This is a genomic window from Parafrankia sp. EUN1f (genome assembly GCF_000177675.1).
Lineage (GTDB): Bacteria > Actinomycetota > Actinomycetes > Frankiales > Frankiaceae > Parafrankia.
On sequence record NZ_ADGX01000140.1, the window covers coordinates 1 to 22,177 of the forward strand.

Below are 22,177 nucleotides of genomic sequence, written 5' to 3' on the forward strand. Positions count from 1 at the left end.
GGGCCGGCCAGCGGCCCTGCGACCACCTCGAACAGTGCCTTCACCGGGGCGGGCCCGATCCGGCGGCGCAGGTCCCGCAGCGCCTTCTCCGAAGGCGTGACCAGCACCAGGCCGGGCAGGTCCCGCAGCCCGGCCACGAGCTTGTCCCACACACGGGCGTACCCCAGATGCCCGTACAGGCCCAGCGCGAGAACGAAGTACATCCCGACCCGGCTGGGTAGATCACGCACCCGCTGCTGCACACGGCCGGTTTCCGTCAGCACGGCATCGACCAGCTCGAACGGCGCGTGCTGGGTCAGTTCACCCAGATGCCCGGGCGCGAACACCCCCTCGGCGACCGTGAGGGAACGCGTCAGACAGACCGTGGGACACTGAGCAGGCAACGGGACCTCTGGCAGCAGGCGGATCTTGGCGGATCTCCTACCTACCAGCGGTCCCGTTGCGCGTTCACCACCAGCACCACGACACGCCGACGTCCCTTGACAGCCACCAACCACGCCTAACTACGCGGCCTTGCTTCTTGCTCAGCAGCAGCAGCAGCAGCGGTAGCGGTAGCGGACGTTGCCGAGAAGTGACCAGATGGCCGGTGGTCACGCCTTGCCGCAGGTCACCTTCGCGCCGCGCAGTTCATAGCTCATCAGCCCGTCGCACCAGGTCATCTCGGGGGTCTGCGCCAGGCGCAGGTCGGGCAGGCGGAACAGCCGGTCGAGGAACACCCGGGTCTCGGCCATCGCGACCTGCGCTCCGGGGCAGCGGTGGCTGCCGTCGCCGAAGCTCATGAAGGTGCCGACCGTCCGCATGCGCTTCGCCCGGTCCGGGTCGAGGGCGAACGGGCATTCGCCGACGGTCTCCGGGTCGACGTTCGCGGCCCGGATGTCGACGGCGAGCACCTCGTCGCGGCGGGCGGCGCCGGGGCCCAGCTCGACGTCCTCCGTGGCGCGCCGGTGCAGCATGGCGGCGACCGGCTCCAGCCGGAGGATCTCCTCCAGGATCGTGGTCTGCTCGGCCTCGTCACCGGCGGTGAAGCGGGCGCGCAGCTCGGCATGGTCGAACAGGTGCCAGGCCGCCATGACGATGAACTCCCGCGTGGTCACCATGCCGGCGACCGCGTAGGTCATGCATTCGATGAGGATCTGCTTGTCCGGGTAGCCCTCGTCGAGCAGGTGCGAGATGACGTCGTCCTGCCGCTCCGCCCGCCGCGCCTTGACCGCCGGGCGCACGTCGTTACGGAAGAACCGCAGCGCGTGCACGGCGGTCACCGCCTGCGCGGGGACCCGGACGGCGGGATGCATGCCCCGCAGCCGGGTGCCGAGCAGCGTCGCCTGGATGCGCTTCGCCATCGCCCGCTGGTCGCTGTTCGTCAGGCCGACGATCTCCGCGGCGACCGCGACGGCGAGCTGGTAGCTGAGCTCGTCGAGGTTCCCGCCGCCGGCCGCCTGCAGCTTGCCCAGCAGCTCGTCGGACGTCTTCTCCATGACCAGGCGGTGGCGGGTGTTGATGGCCTTGGGGGTGAAGTAGCGCGCGATCGCGGTGCGGCGGCGCTTGTGGATCTCGCCGTCGAGGAAGAAGACCGAGGCGTACTGGCCCGCGGACTTCATCTGGTCGGAGCCGGCGCCGGCCTGCAGCATGCTGCCGCTGCGCAGGATCTCCCGGCCGAAGGCGAATGTGCCGACGACCCGCGCCCCGGGATCGGCATGCACCCGCTGTGCTGCCAGCACCGCCGACTTGCGGTCGTCGCGGGCCGGGTCGATCGGGCACGCGGGGGGCACGGGCACGGTACTGGTCACAACCCACTCCAGTTGCTGATGCGTTGAGCCTTCGGTGGATGTCGGACATCGACAGGGTCAGCGTAGCCCATTTAGTGCAATGGGTCTTGCCTCAATTGGTGGCGACGTCGCGGTCTGGACTCGACCTCGCTTCGCGGGTACATTAGTTGAGTAACGAACCGATGGTCCCGACGGCGTGGGGGGTGGCAGTGCTCGATGGTGGGACCCCGTTGTTCACCCAGATCGCGGAACGACTGGCCGACGAGATCGCCGACGGCTCGCTCGCGGAAGGCGAGCGGGTGCCGTCCAGCAACGAGATGGCTGCCTTCTACCGGATCAACCCGGCCACCGCGGCGAAAGGGCTCAACGTGCTGATCGACGACGGGCTGCTGGAGAAACGCCGGGGTATCGGCATGTTCGTGGTGGCCGGGGCGCGGGAGCGGCTGCTGGCCGACCGGCGGAGGGATTTCGCGGAGCGCTTCGTGCAGCCACTCGTCGCCGAGGCCCAGCGCCTCGGCATCGACGCGGAGTCATTGGTTGAGCTGGTCCGCGAGACCAGCGGAGTCCAGGGAGGTGTTTCGCTGTGACGGCCGCCATTTCGGTCAGCGGGCTGACTCGCCACTACCGCGGCCATCGTGCCCTCGACGACGTCACGATCGACATCGACGGTCCGTCCATCACGGGCCTGCTGGGGCGTAACGGTGCCGGCAAGACGACCCTGCTGCGCATGATCGCGGCCCAGGAGCTGCCGTCGCGGGGCCGGGTTCTGGTATTCGGCGCCAATCCGCTCGAAAACGACGCGATACTGCGCCGTCTGGTCCTCATCCGCGAGGACCAGACCTTTCCCGATTTCAAGGTGCGGCACGCGCTGAAAGCGGCGTCCTGGTTCTATCCGAACTGGGACGGTGACGTGGCCGCGACGATGGCAGGCGAGTTCGACCTGCCGCCGGACCGCGCGGTCAAGAAGCTCTCCCGCGGGATGCGCTCGGCACTGAGCATCGTGATCGGCCTGGCGGCCAGGGCCGAGATCACCCTGTTCGACGAGCCGTATGCAGGGCTCGACGCCGTCGCCCGCCAGCTGTTCTACGACCGGCTGCTCGCCGAGTACGCCGAGCATCCTCGGACCATCCTGCTGTCCACCCACCTGGTGGACGAGGCCGCCGCCCTGCTGGAGCGGGTGGTGATGGTCGACCGCGGCCGGGTGGTCCTCGACGCGCCCACGGATGAGCTCCGGGGCGCGTACACGGAGGTGAGCGGCCCGGTCGCCGCGGTGGCGCAGCTTCTGGCCGACCGTCCCGACCGGCCCGGCCAGGACCGGCGCCGGGTCGCGGCACACGAGTCGGTGGTGATCGCCGGCCCGCTCGGCGGCGCCGAGCTGCAACGTGCCCGCGACCTGCACCTGCGGGTGGAACCCCTGTCACTGCAGCAGGTCCTGATCCATGCCGCCGGGCGATCCGACGACGAGAGTTCCGACAGCGGGCGATCCGACAGCGGGCGATCCGAGGGCGAGCATTCCCAGAGCGAGCGATCCGAGAGGGCGAGCGCGTGACCAACTGGAGCACCATCGTCAACGTCGGGCGGTACCACCTCACCCAGCGGCCGGTCTACCTGACGGTGCCCTGGGCTCTGACGGTGTTCAGCCTGCTCATCAACCTGATCGTCTCGACGGCGGTTCCCACCAGCATCCACACCGCTGGGCTGGCCACCCTGTACGTCTGGATGTTCGTCGGCGGGCTGATGGCGACGCACCGGTCGCTGCCGTTCGGGCTCGCTCTCGGTCTCAGCCGGCGCTCCTACTATCTCGGGACCGCAGGCCTCGCCGTGGCCCTCTCGGCGGCCGACGCCGTCGCCCTCACCGCGCTGTACGCCCTGGAGGGGGCCACCGGCGGCTGGGGGGTCGACCTGCACTTCTTCCGGATCTCCTACCTTCTCGACGGGCCGTGGTACCTCACCTGGCTGACGTCCTTCGTCGGCCTGGGGCTGCTGTTCGTCTACGGGATGTGGTTCGGCATCGTCTACCGCCGATGGAACGTCACCGGCCTGGCCGTCTTCATCGCAGGTCAGGCGACCCTGCTGCTCGCCGGCGTTCTCGCCGCGTCCTGGGCCGACGCGTGGGAGGCGATCGGCGATTTCCTCACCGATCTCAGCGCCGCCGGCCTGACCGGCGTCCTGGCCGTCGCGGCGGCGGCCCTCTTCGTCGGCGGATTCACCACGATGCGCCGGGCGACGGTCTGATCAGGTACTCAGGCGCCACCGCCACCGCCACCGCCACCGCCACCGCCACCGCCACTGCCACCGGCACTGCCACCGGCACCGGCGCTGACGGCGGCGACGGCGCCGACCTGGCGCAGGACGGTCAGCCGGTCGGGCAGCACCGAATAGCCGACGATCTGGTTGTCGCGAAAGGTGATGAGGCTGATGCTGTCGGCCTCGATGCGCCGGCCGGTTCCGGGCACGCCCCACAGCTCGCCCTCGTGGGTGCCCTCGATCCGCCAGAACACCACCACCCGGTCGTCCTCGGCGACGAGGTCGGTCACCGTGGCCCGTACGTCCGGAACCGACGTGCGCAGTCCGTCGACGTGCTCCTGGAAACCCTTGCGGCCGCTGGACCAGCTGGCCTGCGGACGGGAACCATCGGTTCCGTCCTCGGCGACGAACGTCTCCAGCAGCTCCGTCCGGCCCTCGGTGACGACCTCCTCGTAGAGACGGCGGGCGATCTCCTTGCGGATCTCGATGCTCATGTCGATCCTCTCCTCGTGCACGGCTCGGACCTGTGGACCGGACCTGTGGATCTGTGGGCGCCGGACGACTACTGGGGTGGCTCGCCGGGATAGGTGGGCGGCAGCAGGATCCCGTTCGAGGCGGTGAGCCCGCCGTCGACGGGCAGCGTGACCCCGGTGATGTACGAAGCCGCCGGTGATGCCAGGAACCAGATGGCCTCCGCCTGCTCGCGTGGCTGGGCCCAGCGGCCCATCGGGATACGCCGGGTCAGCGCCGCGGAGAGAACCGGGTCCGCGCGCTGGCCGGCGGTGCGGGGCGTCAGGGTGAGCCCGGGCGCGACCGCGTTGATCCGGATGCCCTGGAAGGCGTAGTCCAGCGCGGCCGAGCGCACCAGGTTGTTCGCGGCGGCCTTCGTGGTGTTGTAGGCCCAGGTGTACGGGTCGCCCCGAAGGCCGGCGCCGGACGACGTCACGACGATCGATCCGCCGCCGGCGGCTCGAAGGGCCGGCGCGGCCGAACGGATTCCCAGCGTCAGGCCGCGGACGTTCACCGCGTAGATCGCGTCGAGTTTCTCGACGGCCCCTTCGGCCTCGATCGGCGGCGCGCCGCCGAGCCCGGCGTTGAGGACGGCGGTGTCCAGGCGGCCGAAACGTTCCACGGCCAGCGCCACCATGGCGTCGTTGGTCTCCGGGTCCGCCACGTCGCCCACCAGAGTGACGACCTCGGAGTGGCCGGCGAACTCGTCGAGCCCTTCCTTGGACACGTCGACGGCGACGACGCCGAACCCGCGCTCGGCGAACAGCTCGACGCAGGCTCTGCCGATGCCGGCCGCGGCGCCGGTGACGACGACTGATCCGCTGGGCATCCCGCTCCTTCTTTTCGCAACATTCGGGTAGCGATTGAGTAATAAAACCGCTCGCCCGACCGCAGGTGTCATTTCCGTCGGCAGCAGCTGTCGGCGGGTGGTCGATAATGTTTACCGACTCTACAATGGTGACAACCGGCGCTATACGGAGTTTCGGTTTCGCGTCTACAGCGGGATGTTGCCGTGGTGGCCGCGCCGGGCCGGTGCGTCCGCCAAGGCCTCGGCGACTCGGCGGCGGGTTTCGGCCGGTTCGATGACGGCGTCGATGACGCCGAGGGCAAGCCCGCGGTCCACCCCACCCGCCGTGCGGGTGTGCTCCGCGACGAGTTGGGCGAGCACGGCCGGCCGATCCTGTTCGGACGCCGCGGCCAGGGTGCGCCGGTGCAGGATGCCGACCGCGGCCTCGGCGCCCATCACGGCGACCTCGGCCTCGGGCCAGGCGAGAACGGCGGTAGCCCCCAGCGAGCGGGAGTTCATCGCGATGTACGCCCCGCCGAACGACTTGCGGGTGACCAGGGTGACCCGGGGCACCGTGGCCTCCGCGAACGCGTACAGCAGTTTGGCGCCGCGCCGGACCACACCGTCCCATTCCTGGCGCACACCGGGCAGATAGCCGGGTACGTCGACCAGCACCACGAGCGGGATCCCGAACGAGTCGCACATCCGGACGAATCGCGAGATCTTCTCGGCGCTGAGCGAGTCCAGGCAGCCGCCCTTGCGGATCGGATTGTTCGCGATGACTCCCACGGGCTGGCCGTAGAGGCGGCCGAGGCCGATCACCGCGTTCGGGGCCCAGCGCGGCTGGAGCTCCTCGAACGGGTACTGATCATCGTCGAGGATCCGCAGGATCAGCGGCCGGACGTCGTAGGCCCGGCGGGGCCGCTGCGGGAGCAGCGTGCGCGGGTCGGGCCGCCGGCGCTCGTCGGCGTCGCGCCCCGCGGTGAGCCCCGGATCGATGACGAACGGGCCGGACCCGGTCAACAGGGCGGTGATCCGCCGTGCCCGCTGGTAGGCGTCGCTCTCGGAGGACGCCTGCACATGTACGACACCGGACCGGCGTCCGTGCGCATCGGCGCCGCCGAGGCCTTCCATGTCGATCTGCTCGCCGGTGACGCTGCGGACCACATCGGGACCGGTCACGAAGACCCGGCCGGCCGGCGCCATGACGACGACGTCGGTCAGCGCCGGCCCGTACGCGGCGCCCCCCGCGGCCGGTCCCAGCACCACCGAGATCTGCGGGACCCGGCCGGACGCGTGGATCATGGCGGCGAAGATGCGGCCGATGCCGTCGAGGGCCTGCACGCCCTCGGTGAGGCTCGCCCCGCCGGAGTGCCACAGGCCGATGACGGGGCGGCGCAGGCGCACCGCCTCCTCGATGGCGGTGACGATCCGTGCGGCCCCGTCGGCTCCGATCGCCCCGCCCATCCGGCTTCCGTCAGTGCAGAAGGCGACGGCGACCTCGCCGTCGATCTGGCCGCGACCAGCCAGCACACCGCTGGCGGTCCCGCCGGGAAACGGGATGAAGGAACCCGCGTCGAACAACTGGCTGAGCCTGTTGTGGGGAGCGCGGACATCCTGCTCCGGGATGACTACCTGAACCCGGTTGCCGCTTGCCACCTCGGTCATGTAATTTCCCTCCCGGTCGTCATCTGGTCCGATGATGACCGGGCGTTCTTTCGGCCCTCTATAGCCGCACTCAAGCCGGCCCGCGGCAGGCGTCGCCGCGGTTCAGCAGGACCGCCACGGTGCTGCCGCGGCTGTTCGTGACGACCACATCGGCCCGGTCGTCGCCGTCGCCGAGCAGGTCGGCGGTCTTCACCGCGGACGGGCCAGGGCCGACGGGGTAGACCTTCGGCGGCCCGAACCCCCCGTGCCCGTTGTTCAGAAGCACCGCCACGGTCTCGTCTCCCTGGTTGGCGACGACCAGGTCGTCCGCGTCGTCCGCGGTGAGGTCACCGATCTCCACCCCGGTCGCGCCCGGGCCGGAGAAGTACGCCGCCGACGGGCGGAAGGTTCCGTCACCGTTGCCCAGCAGCACCGACACGGTGGCGTCCCCGGAGTTCGCGACGGCCACGTCGTTGATGTCGTCGCCGTTCATCAGCCCCACCGTCACCGAGGCCGGACCGGGCCCGGTGACATAGACCTGCGGGCCGAGCAGGATGCCGTGGTTGCTCAGAAACACCGACACGGTTCCGTCGCCGGCGTTCGAGACGGCCACGTCGCCGACGCCATCCCCGTTGAAATCGCCCACTCCCAGCGATGCGGGACTCGGCCCGCTGAGATACGGGACGGCGGGCTGGAAGGTTCCGTCACCGTTGCCGCGCAGTACCGACACCGTGCCGTCGAAGCTGTTGGCGACCGAAAGGTCGACGATGCCGTCGCCGCTGACATCCTCAGCACGCAGACCACCCGGCCCACTGCCGGCGAAATAGGGAATCGGAAGCCGGAAGGTGCCGTCACCGTTGTTCAGGTACACCAGCACTGTGTCGTCGTATCTGTTCGTGACGGCGATATCCCGGTAGTCGTCCGCGTCCAGGTAGTTCGCCCGCACCCCGGCCGGCCCGGAGCCGGTGAGATAGGTCTGCGGCGGTCGGAGGGTGCCGTCGCCGTTGCCGAGCAGCACCGAAAGGGTGTTGTTTCCGGTGTTCACGACGGCCACGTCGACGTTGTCGTCGCCGGAGAGCTCCTCAGCCGCCGCCGCAACCGGGCCGGGCCCGGTGAGATATTCCGTTGGCAGCGGCCCGGGCGCCGCCGGCGCTGCCGGAGACAGGGCGACGAGTATGAACGGGGCCAAAAGAACCATCACGGTCAGGCGCCGGTACAGGCCTCGTGCCACGGGCCTGATGGTGGCCTGGCGAGCTCCGGTGGCCCGGTAGCGACACACGAGACGTGCCGACCCGGTCCGGCTGCCGGCCCGGTCCGGCTGCCGGCCGGCGGGTGCTCCGGCCGGCAGCCGGGATTGGGATGTTCACCGTGGTCTGGAGCCCGTCGCAGAATCCCGAGCTTCGGGCTTCCGCAGCCCCACGCTGCTTCCGAGCAAGAAGTAAGGATTTCGGCTGCAAGGACAACCAAATCCTCACTTCTTGTGGATCGCCAAGCGACTTCGTGCCCAGTTTGCCCCTATCGGCGTGAATTGCTGGCGCTGTGCGGCGGCGTGGGATCCCCGGTGGGTCGCCGTGCGGCGGGCGGGCGCGGACCGCCAGGTCGATTTCGGTGGGCTGGATCCGCCACCTCTCGGGAATCTGCTACACGCTCGCCGGGTGTCACTTTTGGTAGGTGAGGCAGTCCACGCCGTTCAGGTTGAAACCGACGTTGATTCCGTCGGCCTGACAGAGGAAGTTCTTGTTGTGTCGACAGTCGGTTACCTTACAGGCGCCTACGCGGCCTTTGTCGGACGGATTGCCGCCTTTCGAGGGAGCGACGAAGAAGGTGTCGCAGTGTGCCACCAGAGCACCTGAGTCCCCGACGGTGATCGCGGGGGCGTGGCAGGCCTGCTTGCCGTTGTAGGCGCACGCGTCGACGGCACACTTCGTGATGACGGGAAGGTCCATGATTGGCTGCCTCTCCTTGTAGGGATACCTCGAGAGGAAATCCTCTCGGGCACTTCCTAGAGTCCGCCCGGGGTCTCGTCAAGGCAGGAGGAGAATGTCGCAGGATAACGCCGGCGCGTGAGGTTGGCCTAACCTGAAGTTCTCGCGGAGAAACTAGGGCGGAGGCGGAATGGTGAGATAGCCGAGGATCTCGGCGCCATGCGCCGCGAGGTCCTGCTCGGACAGCCCGCCGCGGTCATGCGCCTCCCGGGGCAGCGCCGGAACCGCGGCGGCGTCCACCAGCAGGACGTAGATGCGGGTCGTGATCCCGGTGTAGCCGCCGTAGCCGAGGTTGTAGGGCTGGACCGTGAAGCAGTTCTCGGTGGTCAGCTCCAGCACCTGGCCTGGGTAGAACAGGCCGTTTCCGGGATTGTGGGCCGCGGTGGAGTCCGTGGTCGCCGGGTCCGCCCAGGAGGCCCCCATCAGCATCTGCCCGCCGGCGGGCCGGCCACTGATCTTTCCGCCCACCGCGGCGGACGGGCTCCACGACGCGAAGTACTGGTAGGCCCCAGCGGTGACCCGCAGCCCGGTGGCCGCACTGCCCGGGCCGTCGACCACCGCCGCTTCCGTCGGCAGTTCCAGCCGGTAGCAGCCGCTGCCGGCCGACGGCCCGCCGGCCGGCAGCGGGCCCGCGTTCGCCGGCGGGCCCGGCCCGCCCACCGGCGCGGCCGCACCGGGCAGGGCAAGACCGGGCACAGCCACACCGGGCTGAGAAGCACCGGGCCGAGCCCCGTTCGGCGCGACCGGTCCAGCCGACTGGGCCGACAGCGCCGACGGTGCCGGCGTGGCGGGGGTGTCGCCGTCGGCCAGGATGAAGATCATCGCAGTGACGGCCACCACGGCGGCGATCAGCGCCGAGCCGGTCAGCGCCTGGGCGGCTCGCCGCGAGAGCCCGCCCGCCACCGGCGGCACCGGCGGCACCGGCGGCACCGGCACCGCGGGCTCCGCAGGCACCGCCGGTGCCAGGGCTTCGTCAGGCGCTGTGGTTTCGGCGGGCGCCGCGGCTTCGGCAGTCGCCGCGGGCTCGGTAGGCGTAGGGGCTTCGGCGAGTGCCGGGGGCTCGGCGGCAGCCGCGGGCGACGGCGCTGCCGGCGGAGTCGGGGACGGAGCTGGGGGTGCCTTCCTGGCGACCCTCGGATGCAGCCGGTGCCAGACGTCCAGCCAGGCTTCACGGTGCTCGGGGTCGTAGGCCGCCACGATCAGCGTGAGGGTTTTGAGTGTCAGCCGACGACGCCCGTTGCGCAGGTCGTTCACCGTCGTCTTCGACACCCCGACGCGCCGCTCGACCGCACGATCGTCGGACGTCCCCAGCAGACGCACCACCGCGGCCCGAAGGTCCTCGTCGTTCGAGATCTCCGCTGGTTCCGCGCCCGGTGTCCCGGGATCTCCCTCCGGCGGTGGCAGTGTCGTCGTCCCTTCGCGCGCCGTGCGTCGATCGCCTGGTGTCACAGGGATTGTCCCAGGTCCGCCTGGCAACAGGACAGGACGGGACACACAGGACGACCGCTGCTACCGAATCCGGCCGGGATCAACCTCTTACGTGGGTAACCTCGTCACGCGATCGGGGGGGCGCCCAGTAACCGGGCACCGGGGCTCAGCGCCGGTGCCCGGCGGCTGGTGGCCGAGTGCCGGCGACGTCGAGCAGCGCCGGGGCGAGTTCGCGCCATTCGCGGTCGGGCAGCGCGGCCGGGTCGGCGGTGAGGACCTGGATGGCCACGTGGTCGGCCCCCGCCTCGAGATGCTGGCGGACCCGGTCACGGATCACCTCGGCATCGCCATGGGCGACGATCGCGTCAACCAGCCGGCGACTCGGTCCGCCGACGAGGTCGTCGTCACCGAAGCCCATCCGCCGGACGTTCGCCAACTGGTGAGGTGCCATGGTGACGTAGGCGGTGACGTGCGCTGTGGCGATCTGGCGGGCTCGGTCGGCATCGGTGTCCAGAACGACGGCCTGCTCGACCCCGAGGAACGCCTCGGGGCCCATGATCGCGCGCGCCTGCCGGGTGTGCTCCACAGGCACGAAGTACGGGTGGGCCCCCCATGCCCGTTCGGCTGCCAGCGACAGCATCTTCGGCCCGAGCGCGGCCAGTACCCGGCGCACGGCCGGCCGCGGGGACGGGCTGTGGGCAGGCACGGCGTCCATGGCTGCCAGATAGGCGCTCATGGTCGCAACCGCTTTGGCTACCGCCGGCATGGGGTAGCCGTCGAGCTTGTGGACGGTTTCGTCAACCCGGTGCCCGCCCAGGCCGAGAAGGTAGCGCCCCGGGAAGGCCTCGCCGAGCGCGCGGGCCGCGGTCGCCTGCGCGATCGGATCCCGGAGGGCGATGTTCGCGATGCCGGACGCGACGGTGATCTGCCGCGTGGCCGACAGCAGCAGCCACGCCTGGCCCACGGTGTCGCGGCCGAGGCCCTCGCCGTACCAGATGGCGCCGTAGCCCAGCTCCTCGATCTCCGCTGCGGCGTCCCGCACCCGGCTGGCGGGCTGGCCATCGAAGGCGAACGTCCAGACGCCGACGTTGCCCAGCATGCGTTCTGGGTCCTTCACCATGCTCCTCTACTGCCGCTCGTTTCCACCGACCCTGGTTCCGGACAGGGTGTCCACTTCCGCTCGCCAAAATACGGACATGATGTCCGCTTGTCTATGTACGAGGATGAAGACGAAGGTGAAGGCGAGGTGAGGAGGCGGCGGTGGAAGGACGAGCTCCGGTGCGGAGCCCCCGGCGAACCGACGCCCGGCGTAACCGGGAGCGCCTGCTCGCCGTCGCGCGCGAGGCGTTCGACGAGGCTGGGCCGGACGCGTCCCTTGTCGAGATCGCACGGCGGGCCGGGGTCGGGCAGGGAACCCTCTACCGGCACTTCCCGACCCGGGCGGCACTCCTGAGCGCAGTTCTCGCCGACCGGATCGAGACCCTGTGCCGACAGGCCGCGGAGCTGTCGGCCACCCGGTCGGCGGACGACGCCCTGGCGGCCTGGCTGCACCTGTTTCTCGCCCACGCACGGGTCAACCAGGGCCTGGCCGGCATGTTCATGATCGAGGAAGCCGCGGCGGTCACCGTCGACTGCCACCAGGTCATCATGGCCGCCGCGGCAGATCTCCTCGGCCGTGCCCAGCGGGAGGGGGTGGCCCGCACCGACCTCCGCCCGGACGACCTCGTCCAGCTCGTCGTCGGCGTCGCGCTGGCAACTTCCCGCGGCGACGACGCCGACGACGACCAGGCCGTTCGGCTGCTCAGGCTGACCCTCGACGCGGTCCGAATCTCCGGCGGGGACGCCTGACGGCGGGTTCAGCCGCGCCCGGGCCACGTCCAGTCGCGGACCTCGGGCAGGTCCTCGAAGTGCTCGGTGACGTAGGCGTGGTGCCGTTCGATCGACAGTTCGCAGTGGTCGACGAGCCGGTCGGTGCCCGGATGTGTGCTGCGGGCGAACTCCACGGCGAGGCGGGCCAGGTGGAACCGGCTGACGCCGTTGCGCACGACCATGTCGAACGGTGTCGTGGTGGTGCCTTGCTCCATGAAACCGCGTACGTGGAAACGGTTCGGGTTGTGCCGGCCGTGCAGCAGCTGGTGGACGGCCCGGCTGTACCCGTGGAACCCGACGACGACATCCGTCTCATCGGTGAACAGGGCCCGGAACATCGGATTCGAGAACCCGTGCGGGTGCAGGTCGGACCGCAGCAGCGCCATGAGGTCGACCACGTTCACCACCCGTACCGACAGGCTGGGGACGAACTGCTGGAGCAGGTCGGCGGCGGCGAGGATCTCCATGGTGGGGACGTCGCCGATGCCCACGAGCACGATGTCCGGGTCACGCCCGTGCCGGGCCTCGGTGCCGGCCCAGTCCCAGACGGAGGCGCCGCGGGCGCAGTGCTCGGCGGCTTCGTCGGCGGTCAGGTACTGCAGGTGCGGCTGCTTGTCGGCGACCACCAGGTTGACGTGGTTGCGGCTGCGCAGGCAGTGGTCCGTGACGGAGAGCAGCGTGTTGGAGTCCACCGGCAGCCAGATCCGTGCGACCTCGGGGGACAGCGGCACGACCGTGTCGATGAGCCCGGGGCCCTGGTGCGAGAAGCCGTTGTGGTCGTTGCGCCAGCAGGTGCTGGTCAGCAGCACGTTCAGACTCGGCACGGGCACGCGCCAGTCGAGCTTCGACGCCTCCTGCAGCCATTTCGTGTGCTGGATGACCATGGAGGCCGAGACCATCGCGAACGCCTCGTAGGTGGCGAACAGGCCGTGGCGCCCGGTGAGGGTGTAGCCCTCCAGCCAGCCTTCGCACAGATGCTCGGAGAGCACCTCCATCACCCGGCCGTCGGGTGAGACCCGGTCGTCGGTCGGCTCGATCGGGGCGACCAGGCAGCGGTCGGAGACGTCGAGGATCGCGCCGAGGCGGTTGCTGGTGAGCTCGTCCGGGCTGAAGACCCGGAACGTGGTCGGATTGTCCTGGTAGAGGTCGCGCAGCAGGTCACCCAGCGGCCTGGTGGTCTCGTGCAGGAGCGTGCCGCGGCGCGCCGGGTCGATCTGGAGGGCGTAGGAACGCCACTCGCGAAGGCGCAGCGGTTCGGTCCGCCGGCCGCCGTTGGCGTAGCTCGCCGCGCCCATGCGCTTGTCGCCTTCCGGCGCCAGCGCGGCCAGGTCCGCGATGAGCCGCCCGTCGGTGTCGAAGAGGCGCTCCGGCTCGTAGGAGCGCAGCCAGCCTTCCAGCTGCGCGAGATGCTCGGGGCTGTCCCGTACCCCGGCGAGGGGGACCTGATGGGCCCGGAAGGTGCCTTCGACCTGCACGCCGTCGACCTCGCGCGGCCCCGTCCAGCCCTTGGGCGTACGCAGGACGATCATCGGCCAGCGGGGCGCGTCGGTCACCGTCGCGCCCGGCCGCCGCGCCGCGACCTGGAACTCGCGGATCTGCCCGTAGGCGGTGCGCAGCGCCGCCGCGAAGTCGCGGTGGACCTGCTCGACGTCCGACCCCTCGACCCAGTGGACGTCGTAGCCGTGCCCGGTGAACAGGCTCGTCACCTGCTCGCGGCTGTGCCGGGCCAGCACGGTCGGATTGGCGATCTTGTACTGGTTGAGGTTCAGGATCGGCAGGACGGCGCCGTCTCGGCGGGGGTTCAGGAAGCTGACGCCCTTCCAGCTGCCCTCCAGCGGGCCGGTCTCGGCCTCGCCGTCGCCCACCACGGCCGCGACCAGCAGATCCGGGTTGTCGAACGCCGCGCCGAAGGCGTGGACCAGGGCGTAGCCGAGCTCGCCCCCCTCATGGATCGACCCCGGGGTCGGGACGCTGACATGACTCGGGATGCCGCCAGGTGTCGAGAACTGCCGTACGAGCCTGGTCAGCCCGGCGACGTCCCGCGAGACCGCCGGGTAGATCTCGGAATAGGTGCCCTCCAGGTAGGTGTTGGCGACCAGCGCCGGGCCGCCGTGCCCCGGGCCGGTGACGTAGAGGACGTCCTGGCCGGTCAGCCGCACCAGGCGGTTCAGATGCGCGTAGATGAGGTTCAGCGCGGGTGAGGTGCCCCAGTGGCCCAGCAGCCGCGGCTTGATGTCCTCACGCCGCAGGGGCTGGCGCAGCAGGGGGTTCGCGAGCAGGTAGATCTGGGCGGCCGTCAGATAGTTCGCGGCCTTCCAGTAGTCCACGAGGCGCGTGAGCGCCTCGTGGTCCAGCTCCGGGACGGTGGTGGTGTTATCGGTCGACTGTGCCGTCGCAGTCATGCGCCGTGGATATCACGTCCACTGTCAGCTCACGGTGAGGCCGTTGTCGACGGTGTAGACGGCGCCGGTGATCGAACGGGCCTCGTCGGAGGCTAGGAACGCGAACAGGGCGGCGATCTCCTCCGGTTCGGCCAGCCCGCGCAGGCCACCCAGCCGCCGGGCGAGGTCGGGATCCACGTCGGTCGGGAAGGTGCCCGAGGTGGCGATGTTGGTTCTCGTGCCCGCGGGCGCGATCGCGTTGACCCGCAGCCTCGTCTTGAGGTACTCGACGGCCAGCGACCGGGTGAGCGCGATCAGCCCGCCCTTGCTCATGCTGTAGGCCGCCGAGTAGGGAACGCCCTGCAGGCCGGAGTTCGACGCGATGTTGATGATGGTGCCGTCGGTTTCCAGCAGGTGGGGGATCGCGGCCTGGGCGAGGAAGAAGCAGCCGTCGAGGTTCACGCTCATGACCCGCCGGTACTGCTCGACCGACATCTTCGTCGTGTGCTCGGCCAGGTAGATCCCCGCGACGTTGCCGAGCACGTCGAGCCGCCCGAACTCGGCGACGGCCGCGGCGACCGCCTCGGCGCAGGCACCCGGGTCGCCGACATCCGCCTGGCGAACCGATAACCGCCCGGCTGTCAGCGCTTTCGTCTCGGCGAGCCGGCCCTCGTCGATGTCGACGCCGAGCACCGACGCCCCCTGCCCTGCGAGCCGCAACGCGATCGCGCGGCCCATGCCGGAACCCGCGCCCGTGATGAGTGCGGCCGTGCCCTCGAACGACGCTGTCATGATTCTCAGTCCTCCGTGCTCTGTGTCAGGATTTCCGCTGGTCGGTGAAGATGCCGGGCTGCCCGGAATGGATCTCGATCCACTCGGCGCCCTCGTCGCCGGCCCGCCAGGCGTAAAGAAGATCGGGCGTGAAAAATCCCATTCCCGCACCGATCCTCCGGCGGCCGAATATCAGCTCGCCGCGCAGGACGTAGTTCAGCTGGTGCGTGCCGTGCCGGTGTGGCTTGACCTTCTCACCGGGCGCGGCTGTCTCATGGAAAACAGACAGCTCCGGGGACTGCAGGATCGTCCTGGTGACAAGGTCGCGTCCGAAGAGGTCGAGGTACTCCTGTGCCTCTTCGGTATCACCGAAGAGCTCGGCGTTCGTGTGCCCTGGAAGCTGGTTGACATCGAAGAAGAACTGCCGGGCGGGCTCGTCGGTCATCAGTCGGCTCCTTCCAGGCGCCGTCGGCGCTCTGAACAATTCACGTCTCAACCGGCCGTCCGGTCAACTCGTGACTTTCGGAGCGCAAGCCGCTACGCGGCGGTCGGGTGGTCCTGGAGGAACACGAAGAGGCATTCGCCGAAGTTGAGCCGTCCGCCGTCGTGGGCGGTGATGGGCGAGCCGCGTCCGCCGGACTGCGACCCGTCCGGTCCGGCGGAACCGCCCCGGGCTCGGCTACCGCTGGGCCGGGCGCTGGTAAACCTGCCGGCGCGGTCTGCGCCGTGGTCCGTGGTCGTTCGGGACCGCTGCGGACGATACTGTCCGAAGCCCCCATTTCGACATGCCGCGGCCGGAACTCTTACGCGGGCCGGCAGTTCGGACGGAGATGTGCCATGACCACGCCAGGACAGCCGCCGTATCCGGACCCGGGCAAGCAGGGACACGGTTTCGGCGAGACGGGGCCACAGGAGCCGGGCTTCGGCCCGCCACCCGGCGGATTTCCACCCGGCCCACCGCCTGGGTACGGGCCCCCGCCGGGCTACGGTCCGCCGCCGGGCTATGGACCCCCGCCGGGCTACGGGCCCCCGCCGGGCTACGGACCCGGGTGGTTCGACCCCACAGCCCCCTACGGACGCCATCCGGTGACTGGCGAGCCCCTCTCGGACAAGCAGAAGCTCGTCGCCGGGCTGCTCCAGATCTTCCTCGGTGGGGTCGGCGCGGGGCGGTGGTACATGGGAAGCAACGGCATCGCGATCGCCCAGCTGCTCACCTGCGGCGGGCTCGGAATCTGGGCCCTGATCGACGGCATCATCATCCTCACCAGCGATGTCCGGGACCAGTACGGTCGCCCGCTGCGTGACTGACGCGGGCGCGGGCACCACTGACGGGCACGCGGGGCGGCGCCTGCGGCGTCTCCTTCTCACAGGTGCGGCCGGGTGCCTGGTGGCGGGCGCGGGCTACCTGGCAGCCGTCGACCCGCACGACCCGGCCGCCGTGATGCCGACGTGTCCGACGAAGGCGCTGACCGGCCTGGACTGCCCGGCCTGCGGCGGCCTCCGGCTCGCCCACGATCTGCTCCACGGCATGCCGGCGGCCGCCGCGCACGACAACCTGTTCCTGCTGGTGTGCGCACCGCTGCTGGTCGCGCTCGTGGTCCGGCAGGCCCGTGCTTACGAACGCGGCGTGCGCGCGCCCCTCCCGCGCCCGGTTGCCCACGGCATCGCGGGTGCCGCGCTGGCGTGGATGGTCGTCCGCAACCTGCCGGGCTGGCCGCTCACGCCGACTACCGGCTGACAGCCGGGCGGTTCCGCGGAACCGCCCCACGCGGGACGAGCTGCAGCGGGTGCGCCGCAGCGGTTTCGCGGTGAACCAGGAGCGTTCGGAGCAGGACGTGGTCGCCGTCGGTGTTCCGCTGCGGGCCTTGGATGGCCGGGTTCTGGCCTGGCTGTCAGTGTCCATGCCCAGTGCGAAAATTCCTGTGCGAGCGTGGGGTTCGCGGCGCGAGGTGAGGGCTGTCGAAGGGAATGGGCGACCTCCCCGATTCGGTTGAGCCTTCAACGGAACAGCCTCGTCCAGAGTGGAGATCTCCCATGTCCAAGCCCCTCCTGCAGATCATCGTCGCGAGCACCCGCCCGACCCGGGCCGGTGCGGCGGTGGGCGCGTGGGTCGCCGATGCCGCACGGGCGCAGGGTGGCTTCGACGTCGAGGTCGTCGACCTCGTCGACGTCGATCTGCCGATCTTCAACGAGCCGAACCACCCGATGACCGGGAACTACGTGCACGAGCACACGAAGCGGTGGAGCGCCACGATCTCCCGCGCGCAGGCGTTCGTGATCGTGACCCCGGAGTACAACCACAGCTTCCCCGGCTCGCTGAAGAACGCGCTGGACTACCTAAGCCGCGAATGGCGCTACAAGGCCGTCGGCCTGGTCTCCTACGGTGGGGTTTCGGCGGGCCTGCGTGCGGTCACGCAGCTCAAGCCGGTCCTCGCCGCGCTGCGCATGGTGCCGGTGACCGACGCCGTCTCGGTGCCGTTCGTCGGCCAGCGCCTGGACGAGTCCGGCGCCTTCCGCAGCGACGAGCTGATCGACGCGTCCGCCAAGAAGATGCTCGACGAGCTGGTCACGGTGGGCACCGCCCTCATCCCGTTGCAGACGCCCGCGGGCGACTGACCACCCGGCGGTACGCCATCTGAGCCGGCGGTTCCGCGGAACCGCCGGTGCCCGCCCGCGCCTGTGTCCGCGCCGCACTTCCCCCTGCGCTTGATCGACCGGGCAATTGTCGGGACGGCGACCGGCCGGTAGCGATTTGTGGCCAGCTGTATAGGCTGATCCAACTATGGCGGGGCAGCGGGAAACACTGCACGGCATCGGATTCCCACGGTGATCTTCGACCGCGAGTGGGTGGAACGCGCGCTTCCCGCCTACCGGGTGGGCGAACAGCTGGGCTCGGGGTCGTTCGGTGCGGTGCTGGCCGGTGAACACCGATGGCTGGACCGTCAGGTCGCGATCAAGGTGATGGCCGGCGACGGGGCGGCGCGCGCCGCGAGCGGGTTCGCCGAGGAGGCGAAGGCACTCGAGAAGCTGAAACACCCGCATGTGCTTCATGTGCACGACTATGTCGAGGCCGAGGGTCTCTGCCTGGTGGTGATGGAGCTGATGGCCGGCGGCACGCTGGCTGATCGGCTGCTCGGTATGACCCCTGAACAGGCGTGCGGGGTCGGGCTGGCTGTCGCGGCGGCGCTGGAGCATGCGCACAGCCACAAGATGCTGCACCGCGACATCAAGCCCGAGAACATTCTTTTCGGCGCCGACGGCACGCCCGTCGTCGGCGATTTCGGCCTGGTGAAGATGTTCGAGGGCTCCGCGGCGACCGCGAGCGGATCGGGCACTCCGCTGTACATGGCGCCGGAGCAGATCCAGGGCGGCCGGCTCGGGCCGGGCGTCGACCTGTACGCGCTCGGCGTGGTGCTCTACCAGCTGCTGGTCGGGGCGCCGCCGTTCGGCCGCGACCGGCAGTCGGTGCCAGCGGTGATGTTCCAGCACCTGACGCAGCCTCCGCCCCCGATGACCGGTGTGGCGGCCCCGTTGGCCGACGTCGTGTTGCGTGCCCTGGCGAAGTCACCGGCCGACCGCCACCGGGACGCACCAGCCTTCGCCCTCGACCTCGCGCGGGCCGCGACCAGGGTGTTCGGGCCAGGCTGGGCCGCCCGGACGGGGCTGTCGTTACACCTGAAGGACGCCGTCCGGCGGTTCGCCCTCCATCCCCTCGATCCCTTCGATTCCGTCGATCCCAGGCCCGGCACGGTCACGGACGGGGGTGCCGGGAGCCGGAGTGGGGCGGAGCGGCCCAGCTGGGACTTCTTCGTTTCGTACGCCAGGGCCGATCGTGCCTGGGCGGAATGGATAGCCGGACAGCTGGTCGCCGCCGGCCATCGGGTGCTGCTGCAGGCCTGGGAGGAAACGCCGGTCCCGTACTGGAGCACCGGCATGTTCGAGGGCACCGCGTACGCCGCCCACACGCTGGCGCTCCTCTCCCCGGCCTATCTGGAAACGGTGCTCGGGCAGCCCGAATGGAACGCCGCCTCGGGTTCCGACCGGGCTCGGTTCGCCCGCACTCTGATACCGGTACGCATCGCGGACTGCCCCTGGCCCGACCTGCCTGCCGGCGGCCTCCACGTCGATCTCACCGGGACGTCCGCCGATGAGACCCGGCGCATCCTGCTCGACCAGCTCGACACGGCTCGGATCGGGTCCGCGAGCGGCCTGGCCCGCACCGAGATCGACGTCGCTCCCACGCCCGTCGGCGCACCGGCGATCAACTCGCTGATACCGCCCCAGCGGCATCCCGTGGACGCCGTTCCAGGCGTTCCACCGGTGACCGCGACCAGGCCGGTCTCCGAGTCCGAGTCCGCACCCGAATCTGAACCTGAGACCGCATCCGAGGCCGCACCCGCACCCGAGCCCGCGGCTGACCTGGACACGCCGGGACCGGTGTCCCGGCGCGAGCGACAGCGTGCGCGCAGGCGCAGGTCGCGGCGCCGAACGGCACGGCTGGCCACGGTCTGTGGTGTCGTCCTGGCCGTTCTGGCGGTGTCGGTCGGGGCGGTCATGTCCGGCAACCTGTTCGATGGCAATCACGGGGACTCAGGCGATGCGACGGGCTCCCAGGGCTCGGACGGCATGGTGAAGGTGACCCCGATGCCTTCACCGCCCACCAGCGTCATCACGCCCACCATGAGCTCCACGCCAACCGCGGTGACCTCGGCGGTCGGCTCGACGGCTCCGGTCACTCCGACGACTTCGCCCGCCAGCCGGCCGACGAACCCCGTCGCCACCACCAGGCCTCCTACCGGGACGAGGACGACGGCTCCTCCTGTCAACTCGGCCCAGGCCGGCCCGGCGGGCCCAGGTAGTGGCGACAAGTACCAGGAGGGCTCACAGGTGAGTGTCTCCGGCTGCACGGGCTGGCTGAACTTCGAGGGTCTGCTCTATGGAAAGCTCTCCGCCGGCGCCGGGTCGTGTGTCGCCGACGTCATCGTGAACGGTGAGGCGAACGCCAGCTCCTCGACCAAGAGGCTCGAGGCGTCGAACTACGCCACCGCCAACTCCAAGCCGAACAGTTTTCTCTTTTTCGGCTACTACCAGTATTCGGAGCGGATCTGCGTCTGGAACGCGGCGGATCCGGGTGGCAAACGGTGCTCGCCCACGTTCGTGGACACGCAGGGAAAGGTCTCGCGGGGGTGACCGTCGCGCCTCGCACCAGGGCATACGCAAGCGGGCCGGCATGAGGAAGCTCAGGCCGGCCCGCCGTCAGCAGGTGCTGTCAGCGCTCAGAAAGCGCTGCTCGGATGATCAGCGGTGGTCGCCGCGGGGGTCGTGGTAGTCGCGGTCGTCGCAGCCGTCCCAGGGCCCGGTGATGGCGAGCACGTAGCCGGGGGTCTGGATGTTGGCGAAGAGGATCTTCTTGTCGGCGCTGAAGTTCGGGCCGGTGAACTCGCTCTCGTTGAGCTCGTTGCGCGCCAGCGCGTAGGCCGTGCCCTTCTTGGTGACGCCGATCAGGTGGCTGACGCCCTCGCCGTCCTCGGCCAGGATGAGCCCACCGTAGGGCGACACGGTGATGTTGTCCGGGCCGTCGAAGTCGGTGTCCTGGGTCGGATCCGGGTTCACCCCGAAGAGCACCTTGAGGGTGATGGTCTCGTTGTTCGGGTTGTAGAACCAGACCTGGCCGTCGTGCTCCTTGGGGCTGCCGTCGCTCACCCGGGCGTAGCTGCAGACGAAGTACACGCCGCCGTCACCCCACCAGGTGCCCTCCAGCTTGCGGCTGTTGGTGACCTGGTCGGTGGTGAACTGCTTGCGGATGGAGACCGTGGCCGCGCTGCGGTCGGGGACGTCCACCCAGCTGACCTTGTACCTGGTGCCGACCGTGGTCGCCTCGGAGAGGTCGACGATGTGCTGCGACCCGCTGCTGGCGCTCAGCGCCTGCAGGGAGCCGGCGGTGTCGCCGCCCGCGCTCAGCGCGAGCGCACGCAGCGCGCCCTTGCCGGCACGGAACTTCTTCGGCGGCACCCAGCGGTAGAACAGGCCGTGCGGGCTGCTGGCGTCCTCGGTGAGGAAGATCTCCGCGGTCTTCGGGTCGACGGAGACGGCCTCGTGGGCGAAGCGGCCGAGGAACTTCAGCGGCACCGGGTTCTTGTTGGCCTTCTGGTCCACCGGGTCGACCTCGAAGACGTGCCCGTGATCGTACTTGTAGGTGGCGTTGGCCTTCTGCTCGGTCTCCTCACAGGTCAGCCAGGTGCCCCAAGGGGTGTAGCCGCCGGCGCAGTTGGTGAGGGTTCCGGCCAGGCTGACGTACTCGCGGACCCGGTTGCCCTTCCGGTCGACCTCGATGTTGGTGGTTCCGCCGGGGGCGCCCGGGTCGTAGGTGTAGTCCGCGATGTGCGGCACCGGGTTGGCCGCGGCGCCGCTGAGCTCGTGGTTGTTGACCAGCACCGAGCCGCCGTTGCGGGTGGGGAAGGAGGCGGTGCCGTCCGGGGCGCCCGGGGTCGGCTCACCCGACTCGAGCGTCGTCACGCCGGTCTGGGCGATGATCTTGTAGGAGAAGCCGTCGGGCAGCGCGAGCAGGCCCGCCGGGTCGGCGATGACGGCGCCGTAGCCGGCCGCGGAGCGGGACGTGGCCTGCGCGGCGGTGCCGGCGAGAACGTCCATGCTGCCGGCGGCAACCAGGCCGAGGCCGCCCACCGCACCGGTGCGCATCAGGTTACGGCGGGAAATGGAAGAAGTCACCGGCGTGCCTCCACGATCATTATTAACTGGGACGCCATGGACATTGTCGGGTCGACC

General features: G+C 70.2%; 22 protein-coding genes. 9 read left to right on the forward strand and 13 right to left on the reverse strand.

The genetic code is table 11. The features are described 5' to 3' along the window. A partial coding sequence (locus FREUN1FDRAFT_RS29870) for an IS4 family transposase (RefSeq protein ID WP_006544040.1) occupies positions 1-383 on the reverse strand: 383 nt, incomplete at its 3' end. A 207-nt stretch (positions 384-590) separates the two neighbouring features. Further along, positions 591-1,787, reverse strand: coding sequence for a cytochrome P450 (locus tag FREUN1FDRAFT_RS29875; protein ID WP_006544041.1), 1,197 nt, complete (start codon positions 1,785-1,787; stop codon positions 591-593). A gap of 161 nt (positions 1,788-1,948) precedes the next feature. On the opposite strand from FREUN1FDRAFT_RS29875, the gene FREUN1FDRAFT_RS29880 reads away from it, so the two are divergent. The 3 genes from FREUN1FDRAFT_RS29880 to FREUN1FDRAFT_RS29890 are packed head-to-tail and all read left to right on the forward strand — an operon-like array spanning position 1,949 to position 4,001. After that, positions 1,949-2,353, forward strand: coding sequence for a GntR family transcriptional regulator (locus FREUN1FDRAFT_RS29880; RefSeq protein ID WP_006544042.1), 405 nt, complete (start codon positions 1,949-1,951; stop codon positions 2,351-2,353). Next, positions 2,350-3,315: an ABC transporter ATP-binding protein gene (locus FREUN1FDRAFT_RS29885; protein WP_006544043.1), complete on the forward strand. Its 966-nt coding sequence runs from the start codon at positions 2,350-2,352 to the stop codon at positions 3,313-3,315. The genes FREUN1FDRAFT_RS29880 and FREUN1FDRAFT_RS29885 overlap by 4 nt, the downstream gene beginning before the upstream one ends. Further along, positions 3,312-4,001, forward strand: a complete 690-nt coding sequence (locus FREUN1FDRAFT_RS29890; protein ID WP_006544044.1) for a hypothetical protein — start codon at positions 3,312-3,314, stop codon at positions 3,999-4,001. Before FREUN1FDRAFT_RS29885 ends, FREUN1FDRAFT_RS29890 begins: the two co-directional genes overlap by 4 nt. Positions 4,002-4,009: 8 nt before the next feature. Here the strand turns inward: FREUN1FDRAFT_RS29890 and FREUN1FDRAFT_RS29895 are convergent, their stop codons facing one another. The 7 genes from FREUN1FDRAFT_RS29895 to FREUN1FDRAFT_RS29925 all read right to left on the reverse strand — a co-directional run bounded on the left by FREUN1FDRAFT_RS29895 (position 4,010) and on the right by FREUN1FDRAFT_RS29925 (position 11,490). Next, a complete protein-coding gene (locus FREUN1FDRAFT_RS29895) occupies positions 4,010-4,507 on the reverse strand; it encodes an ester cyclase (RefSeq protein WP_006544045.1) in 498 nt (165 codons plus the stop codon). Between the two features lie 68 nt (positions 4,508-4,575). Then, a complete protein-coding gene (locus tag FREUN1FDRAFT_RS29900) occupies positions 4,576-5,352 on the reverse strand; it encodes an SDR family NAD(P)-dependent oxidoreductase (RefSeq protein WP_006544046.1) in 777 nt (258 codons plus the stop codon). 165 nt (positions 5,353-5,517) lie between these two features. Next, complete coding sequence (locus tag FREUN1FDRAFT_RS29905) at positions 5,518-6,978, reverse strand: acyl-CoA carboxylase subunit beta (RefSeq protein WP_006544047.1); 1,461 nt, start codon at positions 6,976-6,978, stop codon at positions 5,518-5,520. 70 nt (positions 6,979-7,048) lie between these two features. Next, on the reverse strand, positions 7,049-8,188 hold the full coding sequence (locus FREUN1FDRAFT_RS29910) for a VCBS repeat-containing protein (protein ID WP_035954406.1): 1,140 nt from the start codon (positions 8,186-8,188) through the stop codon (positions 7,049-7,051). Positions 8,189-8,615: 427 nt separating this feature from the next. Beyond that, positions 8,616-8,903, reverse strand: coding sequence for a DUF1540 domain-containing protein (locus FREUN1FDRAFT_RS29915; protein WP_006544049.1), 288 nt, complete (start codon positions 8,901-8,903; stop codon positions 8,616-8,618). 153 nt (positions 8,904-9,056) lie between these two features. After that, positions 9,057-10,391 (reverse strand): helix-turn-helix transcriptional regulator, encoded by a 1,335-nt coding sequence (locus FREUN1FDRAFT_RS29920; protein WP_006544050.1) that lies wholly within the window; start codon positions 10,389-10,391, stop codon positions 9,057-9,059. Positions 10,392-10,536: 145 nt separating this feature from the next. Next, positions 10,537-11,490, reverse strand: coding sequence for a TIGR03620 family F420-dependent LLM class oxidoreductase (locus FREUN1FDRAFT_RS29925; RefSeq protein WP_035954409.1), 954 nt, complete (start codon positions 11,488-11,490; stop codon positions 10,537-10,539). A gap of 140 nt (positions 11,491-11,630) precedes the next feature. Between FREUN1FDRAFT_RS29925 and FREUN1FDRAFT_RS29930 the strand changes: the two genes are divergently transcribed. Beyond that, positions 11,631-12,218, forward strand: coding sequence for a TetR/AcrR family transcriptional regulator (locus FREUN1FDRAFT_RS29930; RefSeq protein WP_006544052.1), 588 nt, complete (start codon positions 11,631-11,633; stop codon positions 12,216-12,218). 8 nt (positions 12,219-12,226) lie between these two features. Here the strand turns inward: FREUN1FDRAFT_RS29930 and FREUN1FDRAFT_RS29935 are convergent, their stop codons facing one another. Genes FREUN1FDRAFT_RS29935 through FREUN1FDRAFT_RS29945 form a run of 3 tightly spaced genes read right to left on the reverse strand, consistent with a single transcriptional unit; the run spans position 12,227 to position 15,836 of the window. Next, positions 12,227-14,641, reverse strand: coding sequence for a phosphoketolase (locus tag FREUN1FDRAFT_RS29935; protein WP_006544053.1), 2,415 nt, complete (start codon positions 14,639-14,641; stop codon positions 12,227-12,229). A 24-nt stretch (positions 14,642-14,665) separates the two neighbouring features. After that, positions 14,666-15,412: an SDR family NAD(P)-dependent oxidoreductase gene (locus FREUN1FDRAFT_RS29940; RefSeq protein ID WP_006544054.1), complete on the reverse strand. Its 747-nt coding sequence runs from the start codon at positions 15,410-15,412 to the stop codon at positions 14,666-14,668. A 25-nt stretch (positions 15,413-15,437) separates the two neighbouring features. After that, a complete protein-coding gene (locus FREUN1FDRAFT_RS29945; RefSeq protein ID WP_006544055.1) occupies positions 15,438-15,836 on the reverse strand; it encodes a cupin domain-containing protein in 399 nt (132 codons plus the stop codon). A gap of 641 nt (positions 15,837-16,477) precedes the next feature. Here FREUN1FDRAFT_RS29945 and FREUN1FDRAFT_RS46915 point away from each other — a divergent pair. The 5 genes from FREUN1FDRAFT_RS46915 (at position 16,478) to FREUN1FDRAFT_RS44400 (ending at position 20,581) form a co-directional block, all read left to right on the forward strand. Continuing rightward, entirely contained in the window at positions 16,478-16,699 is a 222-nt protein-coding gene (locus tag FREUN1FDRAFT_RS46915) for a TM2 domain-containing protein (protein ID WP_232295479.1), read from the forward strand. Continuing rightward, the gene (locus tag FREUN1FDRAFT_RS29955) at positions 16,662-17,129 is read left to right on the forward strand and encodes a DUF2752 domain-containing protein (RefSeq protein ID WP_006544057.1); all 468 of its coding nucleotides are present in this window, start codon (positions 16,662-16,664) and stop codon (positions 17,127-17,129) included. Before FREUN1FDRAFT_RS46915 ends, FREUN1FDRAFT_RS29955 begins: the two co-directional genes overlap by 38 nt. After that, positions 17,062-17,385, forward strand: coding sequence for an IclR family transcriptional regulator C-terminal domain-containing protein (locus FREUN1FDRAFT_RS48290; protein ID WP_369809836.1), 324 nt, complete (start codon positions 17,062-17,064; stop codon positions 17,383-17,385). Before FREUN1FDRAFT_RS29955 ends, FREUN1FDRAFT_RS48290 begins: the two co-directional genes overlap by 68 nt. A gap of 40 nt (positions 17,386-17,425) precedes the next feature. Next, positions 17,426-18,007 carry an NADPH-dependent FMN reductase gene (locus tag FREUN1FDRAFT_RS29960; protein ID WP_006544058.1) on the forward strand — a complete coding sequence of 194 codons (582 nt, stop codon included), beginning with the start codon at positions 17,426-17,428 and terminating at the stop codon, positions 18,005-18,007. 210 nt (positions 18,008-18,217) lie between these two features. Then, a complete protein-coding gene (locus FREUN1FDRAFT_RS44400) occupies positions 18,218-20,581 on the forward strand; it encodes a protein kinase (RefSeq protein WP_006544059.1) in 2,364 nt (787 codons plus the stop codon). Between the two features lie 108 nt (positions 20,582-20,689). On the opposite strand, the gene FREUN1FDRAFT_RS29970 is transcribed toward FREUN1FDRAFT_RS44400, so the two are convergent. Then, the gene (locus FREUN1FDRAFT_RS29970; RefSeq protein ID WP_006544060.1) at positions 20,690-22,120 is read right to left on the reverse strand and encodes an alkaline phosphatase PhoX; all 1,431 of its coding nucleotides are present in this window, start codon (positions 22,118-22,120) and stop codon (positions 20,690-20,692) included. Positions 22,121-22,177 lie beyond the last annotated feature (57 nt).